19 protein-coding genes and 1 tRNA gene are annotated in these 25,925 nt (G+C 67.4%); 9 read left to right on the forward strand and 11 right to left on the reverse strand.

Annotation, left to right across the window (positions count from 1 at the left end):
* The 3 genes from gltB (at position 1) to pyk (ending at position 7,533) form a co-directional block, all read left to right on the forward strand.
* Positions 1 to 4,545, forward strand: a complete 4,545-nt coding sequence (gene gltB / locus C6I20_RS05895) for a glutamate synthase large subunit (RefSeq protein ID WP_118395111.1) — start codon at positions 1 to 3, stop codon at positions 4,543 to 4,545.
* Complete coding sequence (locus C6I20_RS05900) at positions 4,538 to 6,001, forward strand: glutamate synthase subunit beta (RefSeq protein WP_118395112.1); 1,464 nt, start codon at positions 4,538 to 4,540, stop codon at positions 5,999 to 6,001. The genes gltB and C6I20_RS05900 overlap by 8 nt, the downstream gene beginning before the upstream one ends.
* A gap of 80 nt (positions 6,002 to 6,081) precedes the next feature.
* A complete protein-coding gene (gene pyk, locus C6I20_RS05905) occupies positions 6,082 to 7,533 on the forward strand; it encodes a pyruvate kinase (RefSeq protein ID WP_118395113.1) in 1,452 nt (483 codons plus the stop codon).
* A gap of 198 nt (positions 7,534 to 7,731) precedes the next feature.
* Here pyk and C6I20_RS05910 read toward each other — a convergent pair.
* Positions 7,732 to 7,814, reverse strand: a tRNA-Leu gene (locus C6I20_RS05910).
* Positions 7,815 to 7,885: 71 nt separating this feature from the next.
* On the opposite strand from C6I20_RS05910, the gene C6I20_RS05915 reads away from it, so the two are divergent.
* Together C6I20_RS05915 and C6I20_RS05920 are read left to right on the forward strand one after the other, a co-directional pair.
* Positions 7,886 to 8,518, forward strand: coding sequence for an ANTAR domain-containing response regulator (locus tag C6I20_RS05915; protein WP_118395114.1), 633 nt, complete (start codon positions 7,886 to 7,888; stop codon positions 8,516 to 8,518).
* A 137-nt stretch (positions 8,519 to 8,655) separates the two neighbouring features.
* Positions 8,656 to 9,930 carry an ABC transporter substrate-binding protein gene (locus C6I20_RS05920; protein WP_118395115.1) on the forward strand — a complete coding sequence of 425 codons (1,275 nt, stop codon included), beginning with the start codon at positions 8,656 to 8,658 and terminating at the stop codon, positions 9,928 to 9,930.
* Between the two features lie 198 nt (positions 9,931 to 10,128).
* On the opposite strand, the gene C6I20_RS05925 is transcribed toward C6I20_RS05920, so the two are convergent.
* From C6I20_RS05925 to C6I20_RS05945, 5 genes are all read right to left on the reverse strand, one after another.
* On the reverse strand, positions 10,129 to 10,908 hold the full coding sequence (locus tag C6I20_RS05925; RefSeq protein WP_118395116.1) for an ABC transporter ATP-binding protein: 780 nt from the start codon (positions 10,906 to 10,908) through the stop codon (positions 10,129 to 10,131).
* Entirely contained in the window at positions 10,905 to 11,813 is a 909-nt protein-coding gene (locus tag C6I20_RS05930) for an ABC transporter ATP-binding protein (protein ID WP_118395117.1), read from the reverse strand. The genes C6I20_RS05925 and C6I20_RS05930 overlap by 4 nt, the downstream gene beginning before the upstream one ends.
* Positions 11,803 to 12,798, reverse strand: coding sequence for a branched-chain amino acid ABC transporter permease (locus tag C6I20_RS05935; RefSeq protein WP_118395118.1), 996 nt, complete (start codon positions 12,796 to 12,798; stop codon positions 11,803 to 11,805). Before C6I20_RS05935 ends, C6I20_RS05930 begins: the two co-directional genes overlap by 11 nt.
* 9 nt (positions 12,799 to 12,807) lie before the next feature.
* A complete protein-coding gene (locus C6I20_RS05940) occupies positions 12,808 to 14,160 on the reverse strand; it encodes a branched-chain amino acid ABC transporter permease (RefSeq protein ID WP_162891155.1) in 1,353 nt (450 codons plus the stop codon).
* A gap of 131 nt (positions 14,161 to 14,291) precedes the next feature.
* The gene (locus C6I20_RS05945) at positions 14,292 to 15,038 is read right to left on the reverse strand and encodes a DUF554 domain-containing protein (RefSeq protein WP_118395120.1); all 747 of its coding nucleotides are present in this window, start codon (positions 15,036 to 15,038) and stop codon (positions 14,292 to 14,294) included.
* Between the two features lie 122 nt (positions 15,039 to 15,160).
* Between C6I20_RS05945 and C6I20_RS05950 the strand changes: the two genes are divergently transcribed.
* The gene (locus tag C6I20_RS05950) at positions 15,161 to 15,772 is read left to right on the forward strand and encodes a GNAT family N-acetyltransferase (protein ID WP_118395121.1); all 612 of its coding nucleotides are present in this window, start codon (positions 15,161 to 15,163) and stop codon (positions 15,770 to 15,772) included.
* Positions 15,773 to 15,824: 52 nt separating this feature from the next.
* Positions 15,825 to 18,488 (forward strand): DNA polymerase I, encoded by a 2,664-nt coding sequence (gene polA / locus C6I20_RS05955; protein ID WP_118395122.1) that lies wholly within the window; start codon positions 15,825 to 15,827, stop codon positions 18,486 to 18,488.
* Positions 18,489 to 18,508: 20 nt separating this feature from the next.
* Here polA and C6I20_RS05960 read toward each other — a convergent pair whose 3' ends face one another.
* Positions 18,509 to 19,714, reverse strand: a complete 1,206-nt coding sequence (locus C6I20_RS05960) for a polysaccharide biosynthesis protein (RefSeq protein WP_162891156.1) — start codon at positions 19,712 to 19,714, stop codon at positions 18,509 to 18,511.
* A 47-nt stretch (positions 19,715 to 19,761) separates the two neighbouring features.
* Here C6I20_RS05960 and C6I20_RS05965 point away from each other — a divergent pair, with 47 nt between their 5' ends.
* Complete coding sequence (locus C6I20_RS05965) at positions 19,762 to 21,489, forward strand: hypothetical protein (protein ID WP_118395124.1); 1,728 nt, start codon at positions 19,762 to 19,764, stop codon at positions 21,487 to 21,489.
* On the opposite strand, the gene C6I20_RS05970 is transcribed toward C6I20_RS05965, so the two are convergent.
* Genes C6I20_RS05970 through C6I20_RS05980 form a run of 3 tightly spaced genes read right to left on the reverse strand, consistent with a single transcriptional unit; the run spans position 21,439 to position 24,426 of the window.
* On the reverse strand, positions 21,439 to 22,191 hold the full coding sequence (locus C6I20_RS05970; RefSeq protein WP_118395125.1) for a decaprenylphospho-beta-D-erythro-pentofuranosid-2-ulose 2-reductase: 753 nt from the start codon (positions 22,189 to 22,191) through the stop codon (positions 21,439 to 21,441). The two genes, C6I20_RS05965 and C6I20_RS05970, sit on opposite strands and share 51 nt — an antisense overlap.
* A 10-nt stretch (positions 22,192 to 22,201) precedes the next feature.
* Positions 22,202 to 23,506 (reverse strand): FAD-binding oxidoreductase, encoded by a 1,305-nt coding sequence (locus tag C6I20_RS05975; protein ID WP_254052262.1) that lies wholly within the window; start codon positions 23,504 to 23,506, stop codon positions 22,202 to 22,204.
* 41 nt (positions 23,507 to 23,547) lie between these two features.
* Entirely contained in the window at positions 23,548 to 24,426 is an 879-nt protein-coding gene (locus C6I20_RS05980; protein ID WP_118395127.1) for a decaprenyl-phosphate phosphoribosyltransferase, read from the reverse strand.
* 120 nt (positions 24,427 to 24,546) lie between these two features.
* Between C6I20_RS05980 and C6I20_RS17035 the strand changes: the two genes are divergently transcribed.
* A complete protein-coding gene (locus C6I20_RS17035; protein ID WP_162891157.1) occupies positions 24,547 to 24,693 on the forward strand; it encodes a hypothetical protein in 147 nt (48 codons plus the stop codon).
* 78 nt (positions 24,694 to 24,771) lie between these two features.
* Here C6I20_RS17035 and C6I20_RS05985 read toward each other — a convergent pair whose 3' ends face one another.
* Positions 24,772 to 25,860 carry a glycosyltransferase family 4 protein gene (locus C6I20_RS05985; protein WP_118395128.1) on the reverse strand — a complete coding sequence of 363 codons (1,089 nt, stop codon included), beginning with the start codon at positions 25,858 to 25,860 and terminating at the stop codon, positions 24,772 to 24,774.
* Positions 25,861 to 25,925: the final 65 nt, after the last annotated feature.

The following is a 25,925-nucleotide window of genomic DNA, read 5'->3' on the forward strand; positions in this document are numbered from 1 at the left end:
GTGCGCAGTCCCAAGTTCTCGACCCAGCCTCCTGCTCAGGGTCTGTACGACCCGCAGAACGAGCACGACGCGTGCGGGGTCGCCTTCGTCGCGACGTTGACCGGCATCCCGAGCAACGACATCGTCGTCAAGGGGCTCACGGCGTTGCGCAACCTGGACCACCGCGGAGCGGTCGGCGGCGAGCCCGACACCGGCGACGGCGCCGGCATCCTGCTGCAGATCCCCGACACCTTCCTGCGCGCGGTCGCCGGCGTCACGCTGCCCGAGCTGGGTTCGTACGCCGCGGGCATGGCATTCCTGCCGATCGACGAGTCCGAGGCGGCTGAGGCGCGCACCCACATCGAGGCGATGGCGCTCGAGGAGGGCCTGAAGGTCCTGGGTTGGCGTGACGTGCCGGTCGACCCGGAGATCCTCGGCTCGATGTCCCGCGGCGCGATGCCGTCGTTCTCGCTGATGTTCGTGACCTCCGCGGGGGAGCCGCAGACCGGCATCGTGCTCGATCGCACGGCGTTCTGTCTGCGCAAGCGTGCCGAGCACGAGCTGCAGGTCTACTTCCCGTCGCTGTCGAGCCGCACCCTGATCTACAAGGGCATGCTGACGACCGAGCAGCTGGAGAACTTCTTCCCCGACCTGAGCGACCCGCGCATGGAGTCGGCGATGGCGATCGTGCACAGCCGGTTCTCGACCAACACCTTCCCGAGCTGGCCACTGGCCCACCCGTTCCGGTTCATCGCGCACAACGGCGAGATCAACACGGCCCGGGGCAACCGCAACTGGATGCGTGCTCGGGAGGCGCTGCTCGAGAGTGACCTGATCCCCGGCGACATGCGGCGGCTGTTCCCGATCTGCGATCCGCTCGGCAGTGACACCGCCTCATTCGACGAGGTCCTCGAGCTGCTGCACCTGGGCGGACGCAGCCTGCCCCACGCCGTCATGATGATGATCCCCGAGGCGTGGGAGAACGACGCCGACATGGACCCCGCCCGCCGGGCCTTCTATGAGTTCCACTCCTCGGTCATGGAGCCGTGGGACGGCCCTGCCGCCGTGTGCTTCACCGACGGCAACCAGATCGGCGCGGTCCTGGATCGCAACGGACTGCGTCCCGGCCGCTACTGGGTCACCGAGGACGGTCTCGTCGTGCTCGCGTCGGAGGCCGGCGTGCTCGACCTCGACCAGAAGAGCATCACCCGCAAGGGTCGTCTCGAGCCGGGCAAGATGTTCCTGCTCGACCTCGACCAGCACCGCATCATCGAGGACCACGAGATCAAGAACTCGCTGGCCGCGGAGAACCCGTACGACGAGTGGCTCTACTCCGGCCTGGTGCGCTTCGAGGACCTGCCCGACCTGGAGCACATCGTCCACACGCACGCCTCGGTGACGCGTCGCCAGCAGGTGTTCGGCTACACCGAGGAGGAGCTCCGCATCCTGATCGCCCCGATAGCGCGCTCCGGCGCCGAGGCGATCGGCTCGATGGGAACCGACACGCCCATCGCCGCGATCTCGGACCGTCCCCGGCAGCTCTTCGACTACTTCTCGCAGCTGTTCGCGCAGGTCACCAACCCGCCGCTGGACGCGATCCGTGAAGAGGTCGTGACCTCATTGGCCGGCACGATCGGGCCCGAGCGCAACCTGCTGGCCCCCAGCCCGGCGTCGTGCCGGATGCTGCAACTGCCGTTCCCGGTGCTCGACAACGACGAGCTCGCCAAGATCCGGCACATGAACAAGGACGGCGACATGCCGGGCTTCTCGGTGCACGTCGTCCGCGGGCTCTACGCCGTCGCGGGGGGTGGGGCGGCGCTCAAGGCCAAGCTCGACTCGATCTGTGCCGAGGTGTCGACCGCGATCGCCAAGGGCGCCCGCATCATCGTGCTGTCCGACCGGCACTCCAACGCCGATCTCGCCCCGATCCCGTCGCTGCTCCTGACCGGCGCGGTGCACCACCACATGGTTCGCGAGAAGCTCCGCACCCAGGCCGGACTGATCATCGAGTGTGGTGACGTCCGCGAGGTGCACCACGTGGCCCTGCTGATCGGCTACGGCGCGACCGCGGTCAACCCCTATCTGGTGCTCGAGTCCGCCGAGGACCTCGCCCGCGAGAAGATCTTCGTCGAGGGTGTCGCACCCGCCAAGGCACTGCGCAACGTCGCACACGGCCTGGGCAAGGGTGTCCTCAAGGTCATGAGCAAGATGGGTGTCTCGACCGTCGCGTCCTACACCGGAGCGCAAATCTTCGAGGCGGTCGGCCTGTCCCACGAGATCGTCGACGCCTACTTCACCGGCACGTCGTCCAAGCTCGGTGGCGTCGGCCTGGACGTGCTCGCCCAGGAGGTTCGTTCGCGACACCTCAAGGCGTATCCGACCAGTGGCATCGCGGGCCCGCGTCGTCACCTCGACGTCGGTGGGGAGTACCAGTGGCGTCGCGAGGGTCCGGAGCACCTGTTCGACCCCGAGACGATCTTCCGTCTGCAGCACTCGACCCGTACGGGCAGCTACGAGATCTTCAAGCAGTACACCTCCCGCGTCGACGACCAGTCCGAGCGGCTCATGACGTTGCGCGGCCTGTTCGACCTGCGCGAGGGCGAGCGACCGGCCGTCCCGATCGACGAGGTCGAGCCTGTCTCGGCCATCGTCAAGCGGTTCTCGACCGGGGCGATGTCGTACGGCTCGATCAGCCAGGAGGCGCACGAGACCCTCGCGATCGCGATGAACCGTCTCGGCGGCAAGTCCAACACCGGCGAGGGTGGCGAGGACCCCGATCGTCTGTACGACCCCGAGCGTCGCTCCTCGATCAAGCAGGTCGCGTCCGGACGGTTCGGCGTCACCTCGGAGTACCTCACGAACGCCGACGACATCCAGATCAAGATGGCGCAGGGCGCCAAGCCCGGTGAGGGCGGCCAGCTGCCCGGACCCAAGGTCTACCCGTGGGTCGCCAAGACACGCCATTCGACGCCGGGTGTCGGCCTGATTTCCCCGCCGCCGCACCACGACATCTACTCGATCGAGGACCTCAAGCAGCTCATCCACGACCTCAAGAACGCCAACCCGTCGGCGCGGGTGCACGTCAAACTCGTGTCGGAGGTCGGGGTCGGCACCGTCGCGGCCGGCGTCGCGAAGGCCAAGGCAGACGTCGTCCTGATCTCCGGTCACGACGGCGGCACCGGAGCATCTCCGCTGACGTCGCTCAAGCACGCGGGCGGCCCGTGGGAACTCGGCCTGGCCGAGACGCAGCAGACGTTGCTGATCAACGGGCTGCGCGACCGCATCGTCGTGCAGTGCGACGGCCAGCTCAAGACCGGCCGGGATGTCGTCATCGCGGCGTTGCTGGGCGCCGAGGAGTTCGGCTTCGCCACGGCACCGCTGGTGGTCAGCGGCTGCATCATGATGCGGGTCTGTCACCTGGACACCTGCCCCGTCGGAGTCGCGACGCAGAACAAGGCGTTGCGGGAGAAGTACTCCGGCAAGGCCGAGTACATCGTCAACTTCTTCGAGTTCATCGCCCAGGAGGTCCGTGAGATCCTCGCGAGCCTGGGCTTCCGCTCGATCGTGGAGGCCGTCGGTCACGCCGAGGTCATCAACGTCGCGCAGGCAGTCGATCACTGGAAGGCCGATGGTCTCGACCTGACGCCGATCCTCTACGTCCCGGAGCTGCCCGAGGGCGCCGCGCTCCACAACACGACGGGCCAGGACCACAGCCTCGACCGGGCGCTGGACAACGAGCTGATTGCGCTCAGCGCCGATGCGCTCGAGCGTGCCGAACCGGTCCGGGCGCAGCTGGAGATCCGCAACGTCAACCGCACCGTCGGCACGATGCTGGGACACGAGGTTACCAAGCGCTACCGCGGTGAGGGACTGCCGGACGACACGATCGACCTCACGTTCCTGGGCTCGGCCGGTCAGTCGTTCGGAGCTTTCGTGCCCAGGGGCATCACCCTGCGCCTCGAGGGTGATGGCAACGACTATGTCGGCAAGGGCCTGTCGGGTGGCCGGATCATCGTGCGGCCGCCGCGGGACGTCCTGTTCACCGCCGAGGCGCAGATCGTGGCCGGCAACGTCATTGGCTTCGGCGCGACCGGTGGCCAGATCTTCCTGCGCGGCAAGGCGGGCGAGCGTTTTTGCGTGCGCAACTCCGGTGCCAGCGCGGTCGTTGAGGGCGTGGGAGATCACGCCTGCGAGTACATGACCGGCGGACGCGTCGTGATTCTCGGCCGCACCGGCCGCAACGTCGCGGCCGGTATGAGTGGCGGATCGGCGTACATCTTGGATCTGGACGAGAGCCTCGTCAACCGGGACATGGTCGAGACGCGCCCCGTCGAGGGAGACGCCGCGACGGTCCTCCACGACCTGGTCCGCATGCACCGCGACGAGACCGGCTCCGCAGTCGCCGAGCAGCTGCTGGGCAACTGGGAGCAGTCGCTGGGCCGCTTCACCGAGATCATGCCGGTCAACTACCGGCTGGTGCTTGAGGCCCGCGAGGCCGCCGAGTCCGAAGGCTTGTCCGAAGAAGATACAACCGCACGCATGATGGAGGTGGCTGCACGTGGCTGATCCCAGAGGTTTCATCACAACGCCCCGCGAGGTCGCCGAACGGCGTCCTGTCGAGGAGCGGATCCACGACTGGAACGAGGTCTACCCGGGCGGTCCCGGTCGGGCCCTCCTGCCGATCATCACCAAGCAGGCCGGTCGTTGCATGGACTGCGGCATCCCGTTCTGCCACTCGGGTTGCCCTTTGGGCAACCTGATCCCGGAGTGGAACGACCTGGTCTGGCGCGAGGACTGGGACGAGGCACTCGACCGGCTCCACGCGACCAACAACTTCCCGGAGTTCACCGGGCGGCTGTGCCCCGCACCGTGCGAGACGGCGTGCGTCGTCGGTATCAACCGGGACGCGGTGACGATCAAGAACGTCGAGGTCGCGATCATCGACAAGGCCTGGGACGACCGCCAGGTCCGCCCCGAGCCGCCCGAGTGGCTGACCGGCAAGACCGTTGCCGTCGTCGGATCGGGACCGGCCGGACTCGCCGCGGCGCAACAGCTGACTAGGGCCGGGCACACCGTCGCGGTCTACGAGCGCGACGACAAGCCCGGCGGGCTGCTCCGCTACGGCATCCCCGAGTTCAAGATGGAAAAGGTCCAGGTCGAGCGTCGGATCAACCAGATGGAGCGCGAGGGCACGGTGTTCCGCACCGGGATCCAGGTCGGCGACACACTGACCGGTCATCAGCTCCGCGACCGCTACGACGCCGTCGTGCTGGCGATCGGCGCCACCGTGCCTCGTGACCTGCCGGTGCCGGGTCGCGAGCTCGGAGGCATCCACCAGGCCATGGACTTCCTGCCGCAGGCCAACCGGGTCGCACTGGGTGAAGAGGTCGATGACCAGATCGTCGCGACCGACAAGGACGTCATCATCATCGGCGGTGGCGACACCGGCGCCGACTGCCTCGGCACGTCGATCCGTCAGGGCGCCCGCTCGATCACCCAGCTCGAGATCATGCCGAACCCCGGCACGGATCGTCCCGAGGCGCAGCCATGGCCGACCTACCCGATGATCTACCGCGTCTCCTCGGCCCATGAGGAGGCGGGGGAGCGGGTCTACTCGATGTCCACCAAGGAGTTCCTCGGTGAGGGCGGACACGTCAGTGGTCTGCGCCTGGTCGAGGTCGAGATGGTGGACGGCAAGTTCACCGAGATCGAAGGCTCCGAGAAGGTCATCCCCGCGCAGCTCGTGCTGTTCGCGATGGGCTTCACGGGCCCTGAGGCCGAGGGGCTCGTCGACCAGCTCGGCGTCGACCTGGACGAGCGCGGCAACGTCAAGCGCGACAAGGCCTACATGTCCAGCGTCGAGGGCGTCTTCGTCGCCGGCGATGCAGGACGCGGCCAGTCGCTCATCGTCTGGGCGATCGCCGAGGGCCGCTCGGCAGCTGCGGGAGTCGACAAGTTCCTGACCGGCTCGACGACGTTGCCGGCGCCGATCCCGCCCCATGCGCGACCGTTGACGGCCTGACGACATCTCATCAAGGAATTTGTTGCACCAAACCACATAAGTGACTCGCCGGTAGGGGAAGCACTGGATAGGGTCGACACGTGAGAAGAGCCAAGATCGTCTGCACCCTCGGCCCGGCCGTGGGGAGTGCCCACAAGATCCTGCAACTGGCCGAGGCTGGGATGGACGTCGCGCGACTCAACATGAGTCACGGCGAACAGTCCGACCACGAGCAGAACTATGCCTGGGTGCGGGAGGCAGGTGACAAGGTCGGCAAGGCCATTGCGGTGCTCGCCGACCTGCAGGGCCCCAAGATCCGACTCGGCCGGTTCGCCGACGGTCCGGTGCACCTCGAGGCCGGATCGACGTTCACGATCACGGTCGACGACATCCTGGGCGACGTCACACGGTGCTCGACGACGTACAAGGGCCTCCCGGGCGATGTCTCGGTGGGCGACGAGATCCTGATCGACGACGGGCGCATGCGCCTGCGGGCCACCGAGGTCACCGCGACCGACGTCACGTGCCTGGTCGAGACCAGCGGTCCGGTCAGCAACAACAAGGGCATCAACCTGCCGGGTGTCATGGTCAGCGTCCCCGCGATGAGCGAGAAGGACATCGACGACCTGCGGTTCGCGCTGCGCCTGGGCGCAGACTTCATCGCGCTGTCGTTCGTGCGCTCGGCCGACGACTACGACGACGTCCGCAGGATCATGGACGAGGAAGGCATCGTCCGCCCGGTCATCGCCAAGATCGAGAAGCCCCAGGCGGTCGACAACCTCGATGGGATCATGGACGCGTTCGACGGAGTCATGGTTGCCCGCGGAGACCTCGGCGTTGAGATGCCGCTCGAGGACGTCCCGATCGTGCAGAAGCTCATCGTCGAGAAGGCCCGCCGCAACGCCAAGCCAGCCATCGTCGCGACGCAGATGCTGGAATCGATGATCTCGGCCCCGCGGCCGACCCGCGCCGAGGCGTCCGACGTCGCCAACGCCGTTCTCGACGGAGCCGATGCGGTGATGCTGTCGGGCGAGACCAGCGTGGGGGAGTACCCCATCCACACCGTCACCACGATGGCCCGCATCATCGAGTCCACCGAGGACCACGGACTGCCCCGCATGGCGGCGTTCACCTGGCAGGCCAAGACCAAGAGCGGCATCATCTGCCGCGCCGCGGCGGACGTCGCGGAGTCGGTCGATGCAAGCTTCGTGTGTGCCTTCACGACCAGCGGTGACTCCGCGCGGCGGATGACCCGATACCGCTCGCGCGTGCCCGTGGTCGCGTTCACTCCCAATCAGCTCGTGCGTTCGCAGCTGGCGCTGAGCTGGGGCATCGAGACCTTCCTCGTGCCCGAGGTGACCCACACCGACGAGATGGTGCTGCAGGTCGACAAGGCGCTGCTCGAGCGCGGCCACTGTGCCGAGGGTCAGCAGGTCGTCATCGTCGCCGGGAGCCCTCCGGGCATCCCCGGCTCGACCAACGCGCTGCGCATCCACAACATGGGCGATGCGATCAACGGAGTCGTCCCGGCGTACAAGGACACCCACGAGTAGGTCCTGAGAGCTGCCGGCACGGCGGCCGTCGGCCGGCAAGCCAGCACGGCGGCCTTCGGCCGGGGGTTCCTACGACGCGAGGGCGGCTCACCTTCATGTGTCGTCGAGATCCCGTGCCGGCAAGCCAGCACGGCGGCCTTCGGCCGGGGGTTCCTACGACGCGAGGGCGGCTCACCTTCATGTGTCGTCCAGTTCCCGTGCCGGGTGCGGGACTCGAACCCGCACGCCCTTGCGGACAACGGTTTTTGAGACCGTCGCGTCTACCATTCCGCCAACCCGGCTCGCGCTGCAGCGCGCCTGTGCCGGACCGGTCGAGCCAAGCCTGCACCAACGCGCGGGATAACCTTCTCACGTGACTGACCAGGCACTGGAATCGGGACGGCCCGCACCGCGTGTGGTGATCGCTGAGGACGAGGCGCTGATCCGCCTCGATCTCGCCGAGATGCTCGCGGAGGAGGGCTACGTCGTCGTAGGACAGGCGTCCGACGGGGAACAGGCCATCGAGCTGGCGATGCAGCATCGCCCCGACCTGGTCGTGATGGACGTCAAGATGCCCAAGCTGGACGGCATCGCTGCCGCGGCCCAGATCGCCCAGGCGCGCATCGCGCCGGTCGTGATGCTGACGGCCTTCAGCCAGCGCGAGCTGGTCGAGCGGGCTCGTGACTCCGGCGCGATGGCCTATCTCGTCAAGCCGTTCACCAAGTCCGATCTCGTGCCGGCGATCGAGATGGCGATGAGTCGATTCGCCGAGCTCAAGATGTTGGAGCACGAGGTCGGTGACCTCACCGCCCAGTTGGCCGCCCGCAAGACGACCGAGCGGGCCAAAGGCCTGCTCCAGGAGGCGCTCGGTATCACTGAGCCCGAGGCCTTCCGCTGGATTCAGCGCACCGCGATGGACCTGCGCCTGACGATGCATCAGGTGGCGCAGGGCGTCATCGACCATGGCCCGCAGCTCGGCTCATCGATGGGCCAGGACCCGTCCTGACCGCTGGGTTACAACTTGGCTACGTTACGGCCCTGCATGGCAACGTTGACCCAAATGACCCCGGGAAAGACTAGGTTCGGTCGTACGTACACGCCCCCTGGCTCGCGCCATGGGCTTTCTACATATCCGGAGGATTGATGAAACGCAGTACCCAGACGATCCGCATCGGGGCCGTTGTGGCCGCGAGCGCGCTTGTTCTCGCTGCTTGTGGCGGCGGCAGCGACAGCGACGGCGAAACCGCCAGTGGCTCCACGTCCAAGGGCGATGGTGTCCTGACGATCGGCTCGCTCCTTCCCCAGACCGGCAGCCTTGCGTTCCTCGGCCCCCCGGAGTTCGCGGGAGTCGACCTCGCTGTCAAGGACATCAACGAGGCAGGCGGCGTCCTCGGAAAGGACGTCGTGCACGTCCGTGGTGACTCCGGCGACACCGACTCGGGCATCGCCCCGGCGGAGACCGACAAGCTGCTCAAGGCCAAGTCCGACGTCATCATCGGCGCGGCCTCCTCGGGCGTCTCTCTGACCGTGATCGACAAGATCATGTCGGCCGGCGCGATCCAGTTCTCGCCCGCCAACACGTCGACCTCCTTCGACGAGGGTGACTACTCCAAGCCTGACCTCTACTTCCGCACGGCGCCGTCCGACATCCTCCAGGGTGCCGTTCTCGCCAACCTGCTGATCGAGGAAGGCCGACAGAACGTCGCCATCCTCGCCCGCCAGGACGCCTATGGCGAGACGCTGGCCACCGAGATCTCCAAGAACCTCGAGGCTGCCGGCTCCAAGATCGCCGCCAAGGTGCTCTACAGCGAGAAGACCGGTCCGGGCGACTCACAGATCACCGAGATCAAGAACGCCAAGGCCGACGCCGTCGTGCTGATTGCGTTCGAGGAGACCACGACGGTCATCCCGAAGCTCATCCAGGCCGGCACCGGTCCGCAGGATGTCGCGACGTACTTCGTCGATGGCAATACGGCCAACTACGGCAAGGGTGACTCGGCTTCGCTGCCCGACGGCACGCTTGAGGGCACCAAGGGAACCATCCCGGGCGCCGACGCGGGTGACGCGTTCAAGGATCGTCTGAAGACCGTCGACCCGAAGCTCAAGGACTACTCCTACTCGGCTGAGTCCTACGACGCAGTGATCGTCTCGGCGCTCGGCGCCATCGCGGCCAAGGACGACTCGGGCGCGGCCATCGCCAAGGAGATCCCGGGCGTGACCAAGGACGGCGAGAAGTGCACGACGTTCAAGGATTGCGCTGCTCTGCTCGCGGACGGCAAGGACATCGACTACAACGGTGTCTCCGGCCCGATCGAGCTCGGCGAGACGGGTAGCCCGACGGCTGCCTCGATCGGCATCTACGAGTACGACGCCAAGAACAAGATCTCGCCGGTTGACTACATCAGCGGCACGATCTGATCAACGCTGATCTGATCAGCTGATCGCGAGAGGGCCCCGGTGCTTCGGCACCGGGGCCCTTTTCTGCGCGCAGCATCTGGTCCACGGAGCAGCGGCGCCGAACGAGTGACCGGCCACATGGGTGCAGTGCCGTGATGGCCCCGGATGCAGGAACGCCCGGCACCGAGTGGGTGCCGGGCGTTCGTGAAGGTGGGGTCGTCAGTCGTCCTGCTGGCCCAGCGTGCCGAGGTAGAGCTGGATGACCTTGGGATCGTCGGCGAGTGACTTGCCCGTGCCGGAGTACGCGTTGCGTCCCTGGTCCAGGACGTAGCCTCGGTCGCAGATCTGCAGGCAGCGACGTGCGTTCTGCTCGACCATGATGACCGAGACGCCCGCCTTGTTGATGTTGCGTGTCTGCACGAAGACCTCGTCCTGGAGGACGGGGGACAGTCCGGCTGATGGCTCGTCGAGCAGCAACACCGACGGGTCCATCATGAGCGCCCGGCCCATCGCGACCATCTGACGCTCACCACCGGACAGCTGTCCGGCACGCTGCTTGCGCCGCTCGCCCAGACGGGGAAAGAGGTCGGTGACGAAGGCGAAGCGTTCGGTGAACCGCTTGGGATCCTGGTAGCAGCCCATCTCGAGGTTCTCCTCGATCGTGAGGCTCGGGAACACGTTGTTGTTCTGCGGGACGAAGCCGATCCCCTTGGAGACAAGCTGGTCGGCCCGCTGGTTGGTGATCTCCTTGTCCTTCAGCAGGACAGTCCCGGTGTGCACCTTGACCAGCCCGAACAGGGCCTTGAGCAGGGTCGATTTGCCAGCTCCGTTGGGGCCGATGATGCCGACGAGCTCGCCGGGCTGGCAGTAGAGGTCAGCGCCGTTGAGGATGTTGACCCCCGGCAGGTAGCCGGCGATCAGGTTGTCGGCCCGCAGCACCGCGCCGTCGGCGTTCGCCAGGTGGGTCTCGCGCTCGGTGTTCTGCTCGGTCTCGGTCATGACTTCTTCCCCTCGTCGAGCTCGGCCTCGGCCTCGGCATCGAGCTCCGCCGTGTCGACCTCGCTGATGTCGGTGTCGTGATGAGCACCCAGATAGGCGTCGATGACTGCCTGGTCGGCCATGACGGCCTGCGGAGTGCCCTCGGCCACGATCTTGCCCTGGGCCATCACGATGACCCAGTCCGAGATGTCCCGGACCATGTCCATGTCGTGCTCGACGAACAGGACGGTCCGACCCTCGTCGCGCAGTGACTTGACGTGTCCGAGCAGGGACTGCTTGAGCGCGGGGTTGACGCCGGCCATGGGCTCGTCGAGCATGATCAGTTCAGGATCGACCATCAGGGCGCGAGCCATCTCGAGGAGCTTGCGCTGGCCGCCCGAGAGCGATCCGGCGAAGTCCTCCCGCTTGGCGTCGAGCTTGAACCGCGCGAGCAGGTCGTCGGCCCGCTTGGTGTTCGCGGCCTCCTGCGCGCCCCATAGGGACTTGAACGGCGCAGACCAGAACTTCTCGCCGCGTTGTCCGGTCGCACCGAGCAGCATGTTCTGGATCACGGTGAGCTTGGACAGCACCTTGGTCAGCTGAAAGGTGCGGACCATCCCGAGGCGCGCGACCTTGTAGGCCGGCACCTTGCCGAGCGAGGTGCCGTTGAAGGCCCACTTGCCGTCGTCCGGCACGTCGAAACCGGTCAACAGGTTGAACAGCGTCGTCTTGCCGGCACCATTGGGACCGATCAATGCCGTGATCACACCGCGTTGGATCTCGATGTGATCGACGTCGACGGCCTTGAGACCGCCGAACGTCCGGACGATGTTGCTGCCCTTGACGATCGGATCGGGCTTGGGTGCGCCTGGTGTGTTGGGTACGTCCGCGAGCGCCGCGCGGGCATCACTGAGTTCAGCGGCCATCGATCGCAATCTCCCTTCGATCGCCGAAGATCCCCTGAGGTCGGTAGATCATCAGCAGCATGAGGCCCAGGCCGAGCAGGATGAAGCGCACGAGACTGGCCTGGGTGTTGGACATGATCCAGTCCGGGATGACGGGATCGCTTCCCTTGGTCGCCTGGCTGAAGAACGATCCGATGCCTGAGATCAGGAACCAGAACAGCATCGAGCCGACGACCGGCCCGAGCACCCGAGCGGCTCCGCCGATCAGCAGGGCAGCGTAGGCGTAGAAGGTGAACGTTGTGTTGAAGTCTGTCGGCACTGCCGAACCTTGCTTGAGGATGTGGAAGATACCGGCGACGCCGCCGAACATGCCGCCGAGCACGAGCGCCTGCATCTTGTAGGCGAAGACGTTCTTGCCCAGCGAACGGACGGCGTCCTCATCTTCACGGATCGACTTGAGGACGCGGCCCCAAGGGCTGCGCATGAGTGACCACACGATGAGGCAGCCCAGTGCGACAAGCGTCCATCCGACCGTGACCGACCAGAGATCGTTTCGACTGAACGAGAAGATCTTGAAGTCGATGCCCGAGTTGTACGGGTTGAGCTTCTGGTAGGGCCCCACGAATCCGTTGAGACCGTTGGAGCCGCCGAAGGTGTCCTTGAACTCGACCGCGCCGAAGATCAGGCGCACGATCTCCGCGGCCGCGATCGTCACGATCGCGAGGTAGTCCGCGCGAAGCCGGAGCGTCGGTGCGCCGAGCACGAGCCCGAGCAGCACCGCCGCGGACATGCCGACGATGATGCCGAGCCAGAAGGGAAGATCCCAGGTGACCACGGTGACCGCGAGGCCGAAGGCCGCGACTGCCATGAAGCCGGCCTGACCGAAGTTCAGCAGGCCCGTGTAGCCGAAGTGGATGTTGAGGCCGATCGCTGCGATCGCGAACACGATGGCCTGAGGGCCGAGTGCCTGTGACAACGCTGCGTCGAGAATTGTTCCGAAGTCCATGATCTGCCCCTATCCGATCCGCTGGGCTTTGCCGAGGATGCCTTGCGGCCTGACGAGCAGGATGAGGATCAGCACCATAAGCGCGCCGACCTCCTTGATCGACGCCGGCACACCGAACACCGGCCCGAGCTCGACCATCAGTCCGATGATCAATGAGCCGACCAGGGCGCCCCAGATCGTGCCGAGCCCGCCCAGCGTGACGCCGGCGAAGATCAGCAGCAAGATCTTGAACCCCATTTGGAAGTTGACCTGGTCCTGCACGGCGAGGAGCACGCCCGAGAGCCCGGTCAGCGCCGTGCCGAGGATCCAGACCGACGAGATCACGCCGTCTACCCGCATGCCGGACGAGGCCGAGAGCGCCGGGTTGTCGGACACCGCGCGCATGGCCTTGCCGAGTCGCGACTTCATCAGCAGGACGCACGTGACGGTGAGCGTGATGATCGAGATTGCGAAGACCGCGATCTCCTTGTCGGACAGGCCCACGGGTCCGTAGACCGTGCGGCTCTGGGCGACGTACTGCGATAGGGTCCGCGTCGAGCCACCGAAGCCGTACTGGAACAGGCTGCGCAGCAGGAGGGCGAAGCCGATCGAGACGATCATCATTGCGATCAAGCCCGTGCCGCGATTGCGCAGCGGCCTCCACAGCGCGCGGTCCTGGGCCCAGCCGAAGGCCGCCGAGAGCACCACTGCGAGGATGCCCGCCGCGATGACCGGCAGGCCGAAGCCACGGTTGAAGACGTAGGTGGCGATCCCACCAAAGGTGACCAGATCGCCATGCGCGAAGTTGGTGAGCCCGGTCGTGCCGAAGATCAGTGAAAGGCCGAGGGCGGCCAGCGCGATGATCAGGCCGGTCCTGAGACCGTCACGTGTGCCGGCGACGATCTTGCTGGACAGCGATGCCTTCTCGACGATGACTGCGCCGATCTGGTACTGCACGAAGTTGGACGAGGCGAGCTTGACCGCGACGGTCTTGTCGGTCTCGCCCTTGCCGCTGAGCTTGACGCCTTCGGGCAGGGTCTTGGGATCGAGGACCACGACGTAGGTGCCGTTGCTGGGGATCGCGATGCTGATGCGCCCCATCTCGTCGGTCACCTGGGTGCCGAGGGCCTGGCCGTCCTTGTTGTCCTTGTAGACGGTGAGTGTGACGCCGGGAATCGATTCCGGCTCGCCTTCACCGCCATTGAGGTTTCTGAGCGTGACCGTGATGTTCTGGCCCTTGACGATCGGGTTCGCGGTGGGCGTCCCGGGGCTGGCAGCAGTCGGGCTGGGGGTCGGGGTCGTCGCGGCGTTCGCGGCGGCCGGGCCCATCAGGATCAGACCGGCCAGGATCGCCATCAAGAGCGTCGCTGGTCGCAGGTGCACGGAGTCTCCTGTCGAGGTTCAACGGCCGACGGTGGTTCGACCTCCTGTGGACTATAACCACATGCGGGAGTCACGGGTGGGTCAAAAGCGATCCGTAGGTAACAGTTCGGTTTCGTTTGTTCGGACCGCGCTCAGTGCATCGCAATCGCGAGCTGGCAGAGCACCGGCGCGATGACGAGAGCCGGCAGAAGGTCCGCGACGGGAATCGCCTTGAGGTCGAGCAATCGGAACGCGACGCCGATCAGGATCAGTCCTCCGGTGGCGGTCAGGGCGGCCAGATGGGCGTCCGGCAGGAACGACCCGACGAGGACCCCGACCACCGTCAGCGAACCCTGGATGACCGCGACCGAGATCGCCGATGCCATGACGCCGATGCCAAATGATGCGGCGAAGGCGAGTGCTGCGAAGCCGTCGAGGGTGGCCTTGAGCAGCAACTGGTCGGCACCGTTGCCGAGTCCTTCGTTGAGCGAGCCGAGGATCGTCAACGGTCCGATGCAGAACACCAGCGAGCTGATCACGAAGCCCTCGATGAACCGCTCGCGCGACGCCCCGACACCGCCGCGGGTCAGCCGCCGTTGCAGCCAGCCGCCGAACTCCTCGAGCCGGTCCTCCAACCGAGCCCACGAGCCGATGATGCCGCCGATCACGAGTGATCCGAGCACGATCAGCGTCGGAGCCCCGCGGTCAACCGCACTGACCAACGCCGAGTCGCTGACCGCCATGGCCGCATCGGCCGCGATCAGCAGCGTGACGAGGCCCAGCGCAGCCGTCACGGTCGTGCGGATGCGCAGGTTCAAGCGGTGGCCGATCAACAGTCCCAGGCCGGACCCCGCGACGACCGTCGCGACATTCGTGGCTGTTCCGAAACCGACGAACATGTAGGGTCTCCTTGGACTATTGAGGATTCAACCGGGTACGTCTCCACGGCCAGCGCGTAGTGTGTCATTCCCACACTTTTGCGCCGTGCAGAGGAGTGTTCCGGACCGGAGACAGGAACCACATGTCGGGTCGACCGCACATCGTCCTCAGGGATGCCGACCGCGAGGACGCCCACGCGCTCGTCGCCTTGTGGAACGAGTGCGCAGGCGCCGGTCAGGACGAAGGCTCCGAGGCATTCACGCAGCAGTCGCTGTGGCGCGAGCCCGGAGTCGCGGAGGCCGCGTCGGCGCTTGAGCTCAACCTCGGTCGGCCGGACAAGCGCATTATCGTGGCGCTGATCGATGGCGAGATCGTGGGTGCGACGGTGTGCGACATCGGCACCCTCACTCCCATCACCCTGACCCGAGTCCTGATCGTCACCGAGATCCAGGTCTCGCCGCGGTTCCGTCGCAAGTCGGTCGCCTCGACTCTGCTGTCCGCGGCCGCGACGTACGGCGAGGAGCACAACTGCGAGATCGTCGTCGCGGCGATCCCCGTGCACTCACGTGAGCCGCACCGCTACCTGACCAAGATCGGGTTCACCCAGATCGCTGTCCTGCGGGCTATCCAGTCCAGCAAGCTGCGGTCCCGACTGACGACCAAGGCCACGAACTCCCGCGACACCGGCAAGCTCATCGCCGTGCGCCGCACGCTGCGCCGCCGCACCGAGGCGCGGGGCGCCACGCAGATCTGACGTCGGCGGATGCCCTCGCGGTTCGTCCGACCCGCCGACTAGAGTCGACCGGGTGGACCGCCTCCTGCTGATCGACGGTCATTCCGTCGCCTATCGCGCCTTCTTTGCCCTCCCTGTGGAGAACTTCTCGACCACGACGGGCCAGAGCACCAATGCGGTGTTCGGCTTCACGTCGATGCTGATCAACGTGCTGCGTGACGAGAAGCCGACGCATGTCGCGGTCGCCTTCGACGTCTCCCGCCAGACGTTCCGGCTCGAGCAGTACCCCGAGTACAAGGGCAACCGGGCCAAGTCCCCGCCGGAGTTCACGGGTCAGATCCCGCTGATCAAGCAGATCCTCGACGCCCTGCACATCGTGACGTTCGAGAAGGACGGCTTCGAGGCCGATGACATCATCGGCACGCTGGCGACCCGCGCCGAGTCTGCCGGGATGGACGTGCTGATCTGCACCGGCGACCGCGACGCACTGCAGCTCGTGACTGACAAGACGACGGTGCTCTACCCCCGCAAGGGAGTCTCGGACCTCGCGAGGATGACGCCCACGGCGGTCCAGGAAAAATATGGCGTCGCGCCGGTCAACTATCCCGACATCGCCGCGATGGTCGGCGAAACCAGCGACAACCTGCCGGGCGTTCCGGGCGTGGGCCCCAAGACCGCGGCCAAATGGCTGGGGCAGTTCGGCTCGCTCGACGAGATCATCTCCAAGGTCGACCAGATCCCGGGCAAGGCGGGCGAGTCGATGCGCGCCCACCTCGACGACGTCATCCGCAACCGCAGCATCAACGCGCTGATCCGCGATCTCGACCTTCCCGCAGGACCTGCCGACCTGGCCTTCGACACGGTCTGGGACCGCGAGGCGATCCACGCGGTCTTCGACGCGCTGGAGTTCAACGCGCTGCGGGTCCGGCTCTTCGAGGCGTTCGGCGCCGTCGAGCCGCAGGCCGAGGAGGGCTTCGACCTCGAGGGCGCCACGCTGGCGCCCGGTGAGATCTCGACCTGGCTCGCAGCCCAGTCGGCCTCCGGCGCCCGCCTGGGCCTGCACGTGCAGGGATCCTGGGGGCGCGGCACGGGTGATGTCGTCGGACTGGGGATCGCCTCGGAGGAGTCGGCTGCGTGGATCGACACTGACGACATCACGCCCGAGGACGATGCCGCGATCACCGCGTGGCTGGCCGATCCTGACCGGCCCAAAGTCCTGCACGACGCCAAGGGCCCGATGCTGGCCCTCCACGCCAAGGGTTGGCCTTTGCGCGGCGTCGCGGCCGACACGGCCCTGTCGGCGTACGTCGTCCGACCTGACCAGCGCTCCTACGATCTTGGCGACCTGTCGCTGCGCTACCTCAAGCGCGAGCTGCGCGACGAGTCCGACCATGCCGGCCAGCTGACCCTCGAGACCGACAACCTCGGTGCCGAGTCGGGCATGCTGCGTGCCCGCGCGACGCTCGACCTGGCGGTCGTGCTCGACGAGGAGGTCGAGCAGGCCAGCGGCACGGCGCTGATCGCCGATGTCGAGCTGCCCCTCGTGGCGACGCTCGCCCGGATGGAGCGCACCGGCATCGCGATCGACGACGACCACCTGATCGCGCTGGAGTCCGAGTTCGCGGCACGCGCCCAGAACGCCGCCTCGGAGGCATTCGCGGCGATCGGCGGCAAGGAGATCAATCTCGGCTCGCCCAAGCAGCTGCAGGTTGTGCTGTTCGACGAGCTCGGTATGCCCAAGACCAAGAAGACCAAGACGGGCTACACGACCGACGCAGACGCACTGCAACAGCTCTATGCCAAGACCGAGCACCCTTTCCTGCAGCACCTGCTCGACCACCGCGACGTGACCAGGCTCCGGCAGACCGTCGAGGGGCTGCGCAAGTCGATCTCCGACGACGGCCGCATCCACACGACCTACGCCCAGACGATCGCTGCGACGGGGCGTCTGAGCTCCAACGACCCCAACCTGCAGAACATCCCGATCCGCACGGCCTCGGGTAGACGCATCCGTGAGGCGTTCTGCGTCGGAGCGGGCTTCGACACGCTCGTCACGGCCGACTACAGCCAGATCGAGATGCGCATCATGGCGCACCTGTCGGAGGATGCCGACCTGATCGCGGCGTTCAACTCGGGCGAGGACTTCCACACGGTCATGGCGGCCAAGGTCTTCTCCAAGGATCCCGGCGACATCGACGGCGAGCTGCGGGCCCGGATCAAGGCGATGAACTACGGCTTGGCCTACGGGCTGTCGTCCTATGGTCTGAGTCAGCAGCTCAACATCACGACCGGCGAGGCGCAGGGCCTGATGGACGACTACTTCGAGCGATTCGGTGGCGTGCGCGACTATCTCCGCGGACTGGTCGACGAGGCTCGGCAGACCGGCTTCACCGAGACCATCATGGGCCGGCGGCGCTACCTGCCAGATCTGCAGAGCGACAACCGGCAGCGCCGTGAGATGGCCGAGCGGATGGCCCTCAACGCGCCCATCCAGGGTTCGGCCGCCGACATCATCAAGGTCGCGATGCTCGGCGTCGAGCGGGCGCTCGACGCCGCTGGCCTGACCTCACGGATGCTGCTGCAGGTGCACGACGAGCTCGTGCTCGAGGTCGTCGCGGGGGAGCGGGAGCAGGTCGAGCAGCTGGTCCGTGACCAGATGGCGTCGGCCGCCGACCTCTCGGTGCCGCTGGACGTGTCGGTCGGCGTGGGCCGCACCTGGCACGAAGCCGGCCACTGAACCCGGCCGGGCCGACCAGCTCAGACCACGGTCTCCGCGGGTCGTCCTGAGGGGGAGAAGAAGAACACGACGGTCGCGAGCGCGGCGGCGACCAGAGCCATCGTGAGCACGAGCCCGGTGATGCCGACCCCGATGCCGTACGCCACGGCGAGCACGGCGGCCACCGCGGCCCAGATCATCACGACGACGCCGTGGGCGTGCCGGGCGAGGGCGTCGAACACCAGCAGGTGGACGATCGCGAGGACCGAGCCGGCAATCGCGAACAGCCACAGCCGTCCGGTGATCTCGCTGTACTTGTCGCCGCCGACCAGGATCAGCGCGAGGTGGGGCAGCACGGCGGTCGCGAGCACGGCGACGGCGCCGAGGCCGGCGACCAGCGACACGGCCCGCAGGCGGGCGTGGTGGGTCGTGGCGCGGGCCAGGTCGGGGAACAGCACGACGCTGATGAACTGCGGGAAGAACAGCGCGGCCTTGGCCAGGATCAGACCCGAGGCGTAGAGGCCGCTCTCGTGGACGTCGAAACGGTTGCGGGCGATCAGCGAGTCCATGTTGCTGAGCACGAAGTACGCGAGCAGGGCATGGGTCGAGAACAAGGCCTCGGTCAGCAGCGGGCGACGGCTGATCGGGGTGCCCGTGCCGTGTCCGATCAGGAGGCGAGCACCCGCGAGCGCCGGAAGCCACGAGCCGATCGCGATGCCGATCATCGCGGAGTTGACGGTGGGCGAGATCAACAGCGCTATCGAGCCGCCGGTCAGTCGGCCGACGCCGTTGCCGATGTAGACAGCCGTCAGGGCGCCCCAGCGGGATGTGCCCTGCGCGATCCCGCACTCGGCGCCCATGACGGTCAGCGGGACCAGGGTCGCGCCGCACAGGATCACGGGCCAGTAGCTGTCGAGCTTGAGTGCGGGGGTCAGCACGACGGTCGAGGCTGCCACCACGAGCCCGACGAAGGATGCGACGAGCACCGTGACCCGTACCGTCGCGCTGATGATGTCGTCGCGGTGCACGGGATCGACCGCGAGCCGTCGCGCGGTCACCGCCTGCAGACCGAGCGAGGCGACGGCCCCGACGAGCAGGATGCCGAACAGTGCCGTGAGGGCGCCGAACTCGCGGGGGACCAGGATGCGTGCCGAGACGACGTTGAAGCCGTAGACCGTGATGTTCATGGTCATCATGCCGGCCGCCACGAGGGTTCCGCCGGTCATCGTCGCGCGCGTGGACCTCACCACGGCACAATAGCCGTGGGTGGGACCGATCAGGAGCAGGGGCGAACATGCGGCGTTTGCGCGAGATCGATCTTTACCATGCCCTCGTACCGGCGTGGTCGGCACTTCTGGTCCTCGCGATCGGGCTGCCTTGGCTGCGCGGCGGCTATCTGCTGTCGTACGACATGGTCTGGGTCCCGCACCTGGATCTTGACCGGCCCGAGATGTGGGGCCTGGGTTCGGGTCTGCCGCGGGCCGTGCCGTCCGATGCAGTGGTCGGCCTGCTCGGCACTGCGCTGCCGGCTGCGCTCGTGCAGCGCCTGTTGTTGCTGGGCGCCTTGTTCCTGCTCGCACTGGGGGCCGCGCGCCTCGTGAAGCAGCGGTTCATGATCGCGCAGCTGGCCGCCGCGACCTTCGCGGTGTGGAACCCCTACGTCGCCGAGCGGCTGGTGCTGGGGCAGTGGCCGGTGCTGATCGCGCTGGCCGGTGTCGTATGGCTCGTGGCAGCCCTTCACAGCACGGATGAGCCGCGCTGGGCGGTCGTCACGTTGGCGCTGGCTGCGACGGGGATCTCGCCGGTGACTGGTGTCATGGGCGTCGTCCTGGCGCTGGCCGTCGGGTGGCGGCACGGCCCGGTGCGACTCGTGCTGCTGGCCGGTGTGCTCAACGGTCCGTGGATCGTCGCGGGCATCCTGCACGCGTCGATCGCCCGCACCGATCCGGCGGCGGTCCGGCTGTTCGACGTGCAGTCCGAGGGATGGTTCGGCCGCCTCGGGTCGGCGCTGAGCCTGGGCGGCATCTGGAACACCGAGGTCGTCCCCACGTCCCGCACCCTCCCGATCGCGATGCTGATCGGTGTCGTGCTGGCGGGCGTGATGATCGTGGGCCTGTTCGCGCTGTGGCACGACGACCGCCGGTTGTTGTCCGGGCTCGCCCTCGCCGGCGCGATCGGACTGGCCGTGGCGCTGGCCGGCTGGCTCGCGCCGGACCAGGTCGCGCGAGTGATCGCGGACGTCCCGGGCGGAGGCGTCCTCCGCGACGGCACCCGCTGGCTCGCGCTGCTCCTCCCGCTCGAGGCGGTGGCCTTCGGTGCGGGCGCAGGCGCGCTGTTCGAGCGTGCCGAGTTCACGTCATGGGAGTATCCGACGATCGTGCTGGCCCTGATCGTGCCGTTGGCGGCCCTTCCGGACCTGGCGTGGGGCGTCGGTGGCCGGGTGGAGCCCGCGACGTACCCAGCGTCGTGGACCGACGCCCGGCGAGTCATCGCCAGGACTCCGGTGACCGGGGACGTCCTGGTCCTGCCGTTCTCGTCCTACCGGCGGCCTGCGTGGAATGACGACGTGCCGGTCCTGGACCCGGCTGGCCGGTTCTTCGACCGCACCACGGTCACGAATGACGCCCTGGAGGTCTCGGGGAGCACGATCGCGGGGGAGGACCCGCGTGCCGCACGCATCGCGCGCATCCTTGCCGACGGCAAAAAGGTCCCGGCCCAGCTGGTCGGCGCCGGGATCGGCATCGTGGTGGTCCAGATGGACGCGCCAGGTGCGAAACAGGCCGTCAAGCCGTTCCGGGACGCCCGCGAGCAGAAGGTCGTGGGCAACGACCTGCGCGTCTTCGCGCTCGAGGACGCGCGTCCGTTGCCGGTCGAGGAGCTGGACCGCAAGATCATGATCGGGACCTGGTCGGCGCTGGGCCTTGCGCTGCTGCTCGCCGGCCTGAGCCTCGTGCGCTCGGGGGTCGCGCGGCTACATCGGAAGGCGTCGAAAGACCGAACGCGGCAGGTGTCGAAGCCCTGACATGACTGCGCGCATCGTGCCGGGGACCCAGATCTGCTCCTTGCCGTCGCGCACCGCCTCCACGACCGCCTCGGCCACGGCCTCGGGTGTCGTGGCCAGGGGGGCTGCCTCCAGACCTTCGGTCATCTTGGACCGCACGAAGCCCGGTCGGACGACCAGAACTCGACCACCCAGCTCACGCACGGCCTCGCCGAGACCGGTGTAGAAGGCGTCCATGCCAGCCTTGGTCGAGCCGTAGACGAAGTTCGAGCGGCGGGGGCGTTCGCCGGCGACGCTCGACAGCGCGACGACCACGCCATGTCCCTGGGTCCTGATGCGGGCCCCGAGGGCGACGCCGGTCGTGACCGCTCCGACGAAGTTGACCTCGGCCAGCTCGCGGGCGACGTCGACGTCAGTCCAGGCCTGCTCCGGATCGCCGAGCAGGCCGAAGGCGACGACGGCGATGTCGATGTCGCCCGGGACGCTGTTGACGACGGAAGCGTGCGCCGCGGTGTCGGTCGCGTCGAAGTCCACGGCATCGGTGCTGCAGCCCAGCGCGTCGAGGCGGGCCACGGCCGCATCACGGCGTGGGCCGGGTCGGGCCGCGAGCGTGACGTGGAGACCCGGCGACCGGCCGGCGTACGCCTCGGCGATCGCCAGCGCGATGTCCGAGGTGCCGCCGAGCAGCAGCAGGTTCTGGGGGATGCCGAGGGCGTTGATCATCGGTGGGGCCTCACAGGTCGAGTCGTCGGGACAGGTCGGATCGGAACACGCCGTCGGGGTCGACTCGTCGGCGTACGGCAAGGAAGTCCTCGAGACGGGGGTACATCCTGCGCAGCGTGTCGGCGGTCGTGCGGGAGTCCTTGGCGAGGTAGATCCGACCCCCCGCGGCAACGACGAGAGCGTCCAGATGGGACAGCAGCTCGTCGAGGCCGGGTCGCACCGGCAGGTCCACGGCGAGCGTCCAGCCGGGCAACGGGAATGACAGGGGAGCGGCGTTGCCGGGACCGAATCGCTTGAGCACGTTGAGTGACGACACATGGCCCGACGCAGCGATGTGCTCGACGGCCTCCGTGAAGGCCGCCTCCTGGCCGTCCGGCACGACGAACTGGTACTGGCAGAAGCCGCGTGGCCCGTACAGCCGGTTCCACCGACCGATGACGTCCAGCGGATGGAAGAACTGGGTGATGTCCTGCACCTCACCGGTGCGGTGACGCGGCGACTTGGCGTACCAGAGCGCGTTGAACGCGCGGGCGGTCAGTCCGTTGACCATGCTGAGCGGCAGGTCCAGCGGCACCCGGCCGATCTGCCGGGCCGAGAAGTCCAGCGCACCGGGCCGCTGCGCGGGCTCGAGGTCGTCCAGGGTCGCGGAGTTGCCGCGGGTGATGACCGCCCGTCCCAGCGACGATCCGGTGCTCGCGGTGTCGAACCACGCGACTGAGTAGTCGTAGTCGGCATCGCCGGTCACTAGTCGGTCCAGCAGGGTCGCGAGATCGGGCGTGCGCTCCGTATCGACGACGAAGAACGACGTCTCGACGGTCTTGAGCCGGATCGTGGCCTCGAGCACGACGCCGGTCAGGCCCATCCCGCCGATCGTCGCCCAGAACAGTGGTGAGTCGTCGCCGTGGGGCGTCAGCGTGACGACCTCGCCGGACGCCAGCATCAGGTCCATCGACAGGATGTGATTGCCGAAGCTGCCGTCGACGTGGTGGTTCTTGCCGTGGACGTCCGCCGCGATCGCGCCGCCGATCGTGACCTGCCGGGTGCCGGGGACGACCGGCAGCCAGAGACCGTGGGGGAGCAGCTCGCGCAGGAGCTGGTCGAGGCTCGCGCCGGCCTGGACTCGGAGTGAGGGTGTATCAGGGTCGAGGGCGAGGATCCCGGCCCAGCTGGTCAGGTCGACGACCGATCCGCCGGCGTTCTGGGCTGGGTCTCCATAGCTGCGGCCCAGGCCGCGGGTGATGACGCCGCGGGGCCCGGCGCCGGTCACCTGGGCGCGCAGTGCCGCGATGTCGAGCGGTCGGCCGATCTGGGACACCGACGGACTCGTACCGCCCCAACCTGACAGGTGGCTGCGGCTCACGACGAGTACACCCCGATCGCGAAGATGGTGAGCCACAGCAGCCCGATGATCTGCAGCACTGGATCACGGAGCACCGCCTCCTCCGGTTCACCGGCCAGCCCGCGGTCGACGTCGACGGCATACCGCAGGAGTCCCATCACGAACGGCGCGATGGACACGGCCTGCCAGTTGATGCCCGAGCCGTCGGAGATCTCGAACGCCCACAGGCTGTAGGCCGTGATCGTGATGGCCGCGGCGAGGCTCCAGACGAATCGCAGGTAGGACTCGGAGTAGACCTCGAGCGTCCGGCGGGTGCGGGCTGCGGCTCCGACGCTGCGCAGCTCGGAATAGCGCTTGCCGGCGACCATGAACAACGAGCCGAACGATGCGACCAGCAGGAACCACTGGGACAACGGCACATCGACCGCGACTCCACCGGCGATCGCCCGCAGCAGGAAGCCCGCAGCCACGATCGACAGGTCGATCACGGGCTGCTCCTTGAGCCAAAGGGCGTACAGGACCTGGATCACGACGTAGACCGCGAGCGTCGCGGCGAGATCTGGGTCGATCAGCCAGCCGAGGCTCAACGCCAGGCCCGCACAGACAGCCGAGGCGAAGATCGCCACCGCCGGGGTGAGCTGCCCGGCGGCCACGGGACGCAGGCGCTTGCGGGGGTGGCGCCGATCGTCCTCGGCGTCGATAACGTCGTTGAAAAGGTAGATCGACGACGCCGCGAGCGTGAACGCGACGAAGGTGCCGAGCACCGCGAGGATCGTGCTGCCGTCCCACACGACGCCGGCGGCAAGCGGGGCCGCGATGACCAGGACATTCTTGGTCCACTGCCTCGGGCGGGTCGTCCGGAGGACGGCGTACGCAGTACGGGCGAGGCTGCTCATGGTGCGGCCCAGCGTAGCTGCGCGGGGGTGCGTCGGTGGTCCGCCGAGCACGCCGACGATGATGCAGCAATGACCCTGACTCGCTGGTAACCTAGGGGAGTATTGAGGGAGGGACTCAACGTGGGAACAATCACTGGCGGCATCGTCGCTTTCATCGCAGGCCTTGGTCTGGCCGGAGCCACCGTCGTGGGTGTCGTGCAGTCGCAGCAGAGTGCTGGCGAGCAGCCGATCACCACGACGAATGTGAGCTACGGCTCGAACAACTGACGATCGGCGCCCGGGCGCCAACATCAGACGAGGGCGGACTCCGTGTGGAGTCCGCCCTCGTGCTGTGTCCTCGGGTTGCTACCGCGCGGACAAGATCTGCTCGAACTGACGCTGGGACTCGGCCCAGCTAAAGGTGTGTGACTTCGTCAGGGCGCCGTCGCCGAGGAACCCGCGCCACTGGTCGTCCTCCACGAGCTGACGCAATGCGGCAGTGAACTCAGCGGGAGTATCGACCAGGACCCCGCTGTCCTTGTGGTCGATCGACTCGGTCGTGCCGCCGGCCGACTGATAGGCAACCGTCGGAACTGCATGGCCACCAGCCTCGCCTATGACGATGCCCCAGCCCTCCTTGAGCGATGGCAGGGCCATGACCCATGACTGCGCCAGCAGTTCGTGCTTGGTCGTGTCGTCGACGTAGCCGTGGAACACCACGCGGTCCGCGACCCCGCGATCGAGTGCGTAGGCCCGGAGCTGCTCGTCCCACCAGCCAGCGCCGATGATGTCGAGCACCAGGTCTGGATGACCGACGGCCATCTCGGCGACGGCGTCGATCGCGTGCTCGACCTGCTTGTGGGGGACGAGACGACCGACAACGCTGATCCTCGGCGTCGTAGAACGAACGGTCGACACCACCGGGGCCGGGTCGTTGCCGTTGTGGACGATGCTGATGCGATCTCGTTCGACGCCCAGGTCGATCAGCTCGAGCTTGGTCGCCATCGAGACCGCGACGTACTGGCTGTGCCGATACAGGCGCGGCGAGAGTCGGCTCTCGATCCACCAGCCCACCCGACCGATCAGGCCGGGGTAGACGACGGGCCACTGCTCGCGGTGCACGTGATGCACGAGCACGACGACCGGCTTGCGGGTCGCGAGGCGGGTGAAGAACGGCAAACCGTTCTGCACGTCGACGATGACGTCGAGCTTGCCGTAGCGTCCCAGCAGGAGTGCCAGGAAGGTGCGCACGTAGATGTCGAGCTTGGTGCCGCGCCGCACGAAACGGACGCCGTCGACGATCTCCTCGCGGGGGGCGTTGTCGTGCTCGGCACACGCGATCGTGACGGTGTGACCGTCCGCTACGAGCCCACGGGCCATGCTCTCGACATAGCGCTCGGAACCGCCGCCCTCGGGGTTCTGGGTGTCGCGCCAGTTGCAGAAAAGTATGTTCATGGTGCTGGCCGGCTGACGCCGACGCCTCCCTCATGTGCCGGCTTCGCGAGCCGGCTGCTCCCTCG

The organism is Aeromicrobium sp. A1-2, assembly GCF_003443875.1.
GTDB lineage: Bacteria > Actinomycetota > Actinomycetes > Propionibacteriales > Nocardioidaceae > Aeromicrobium.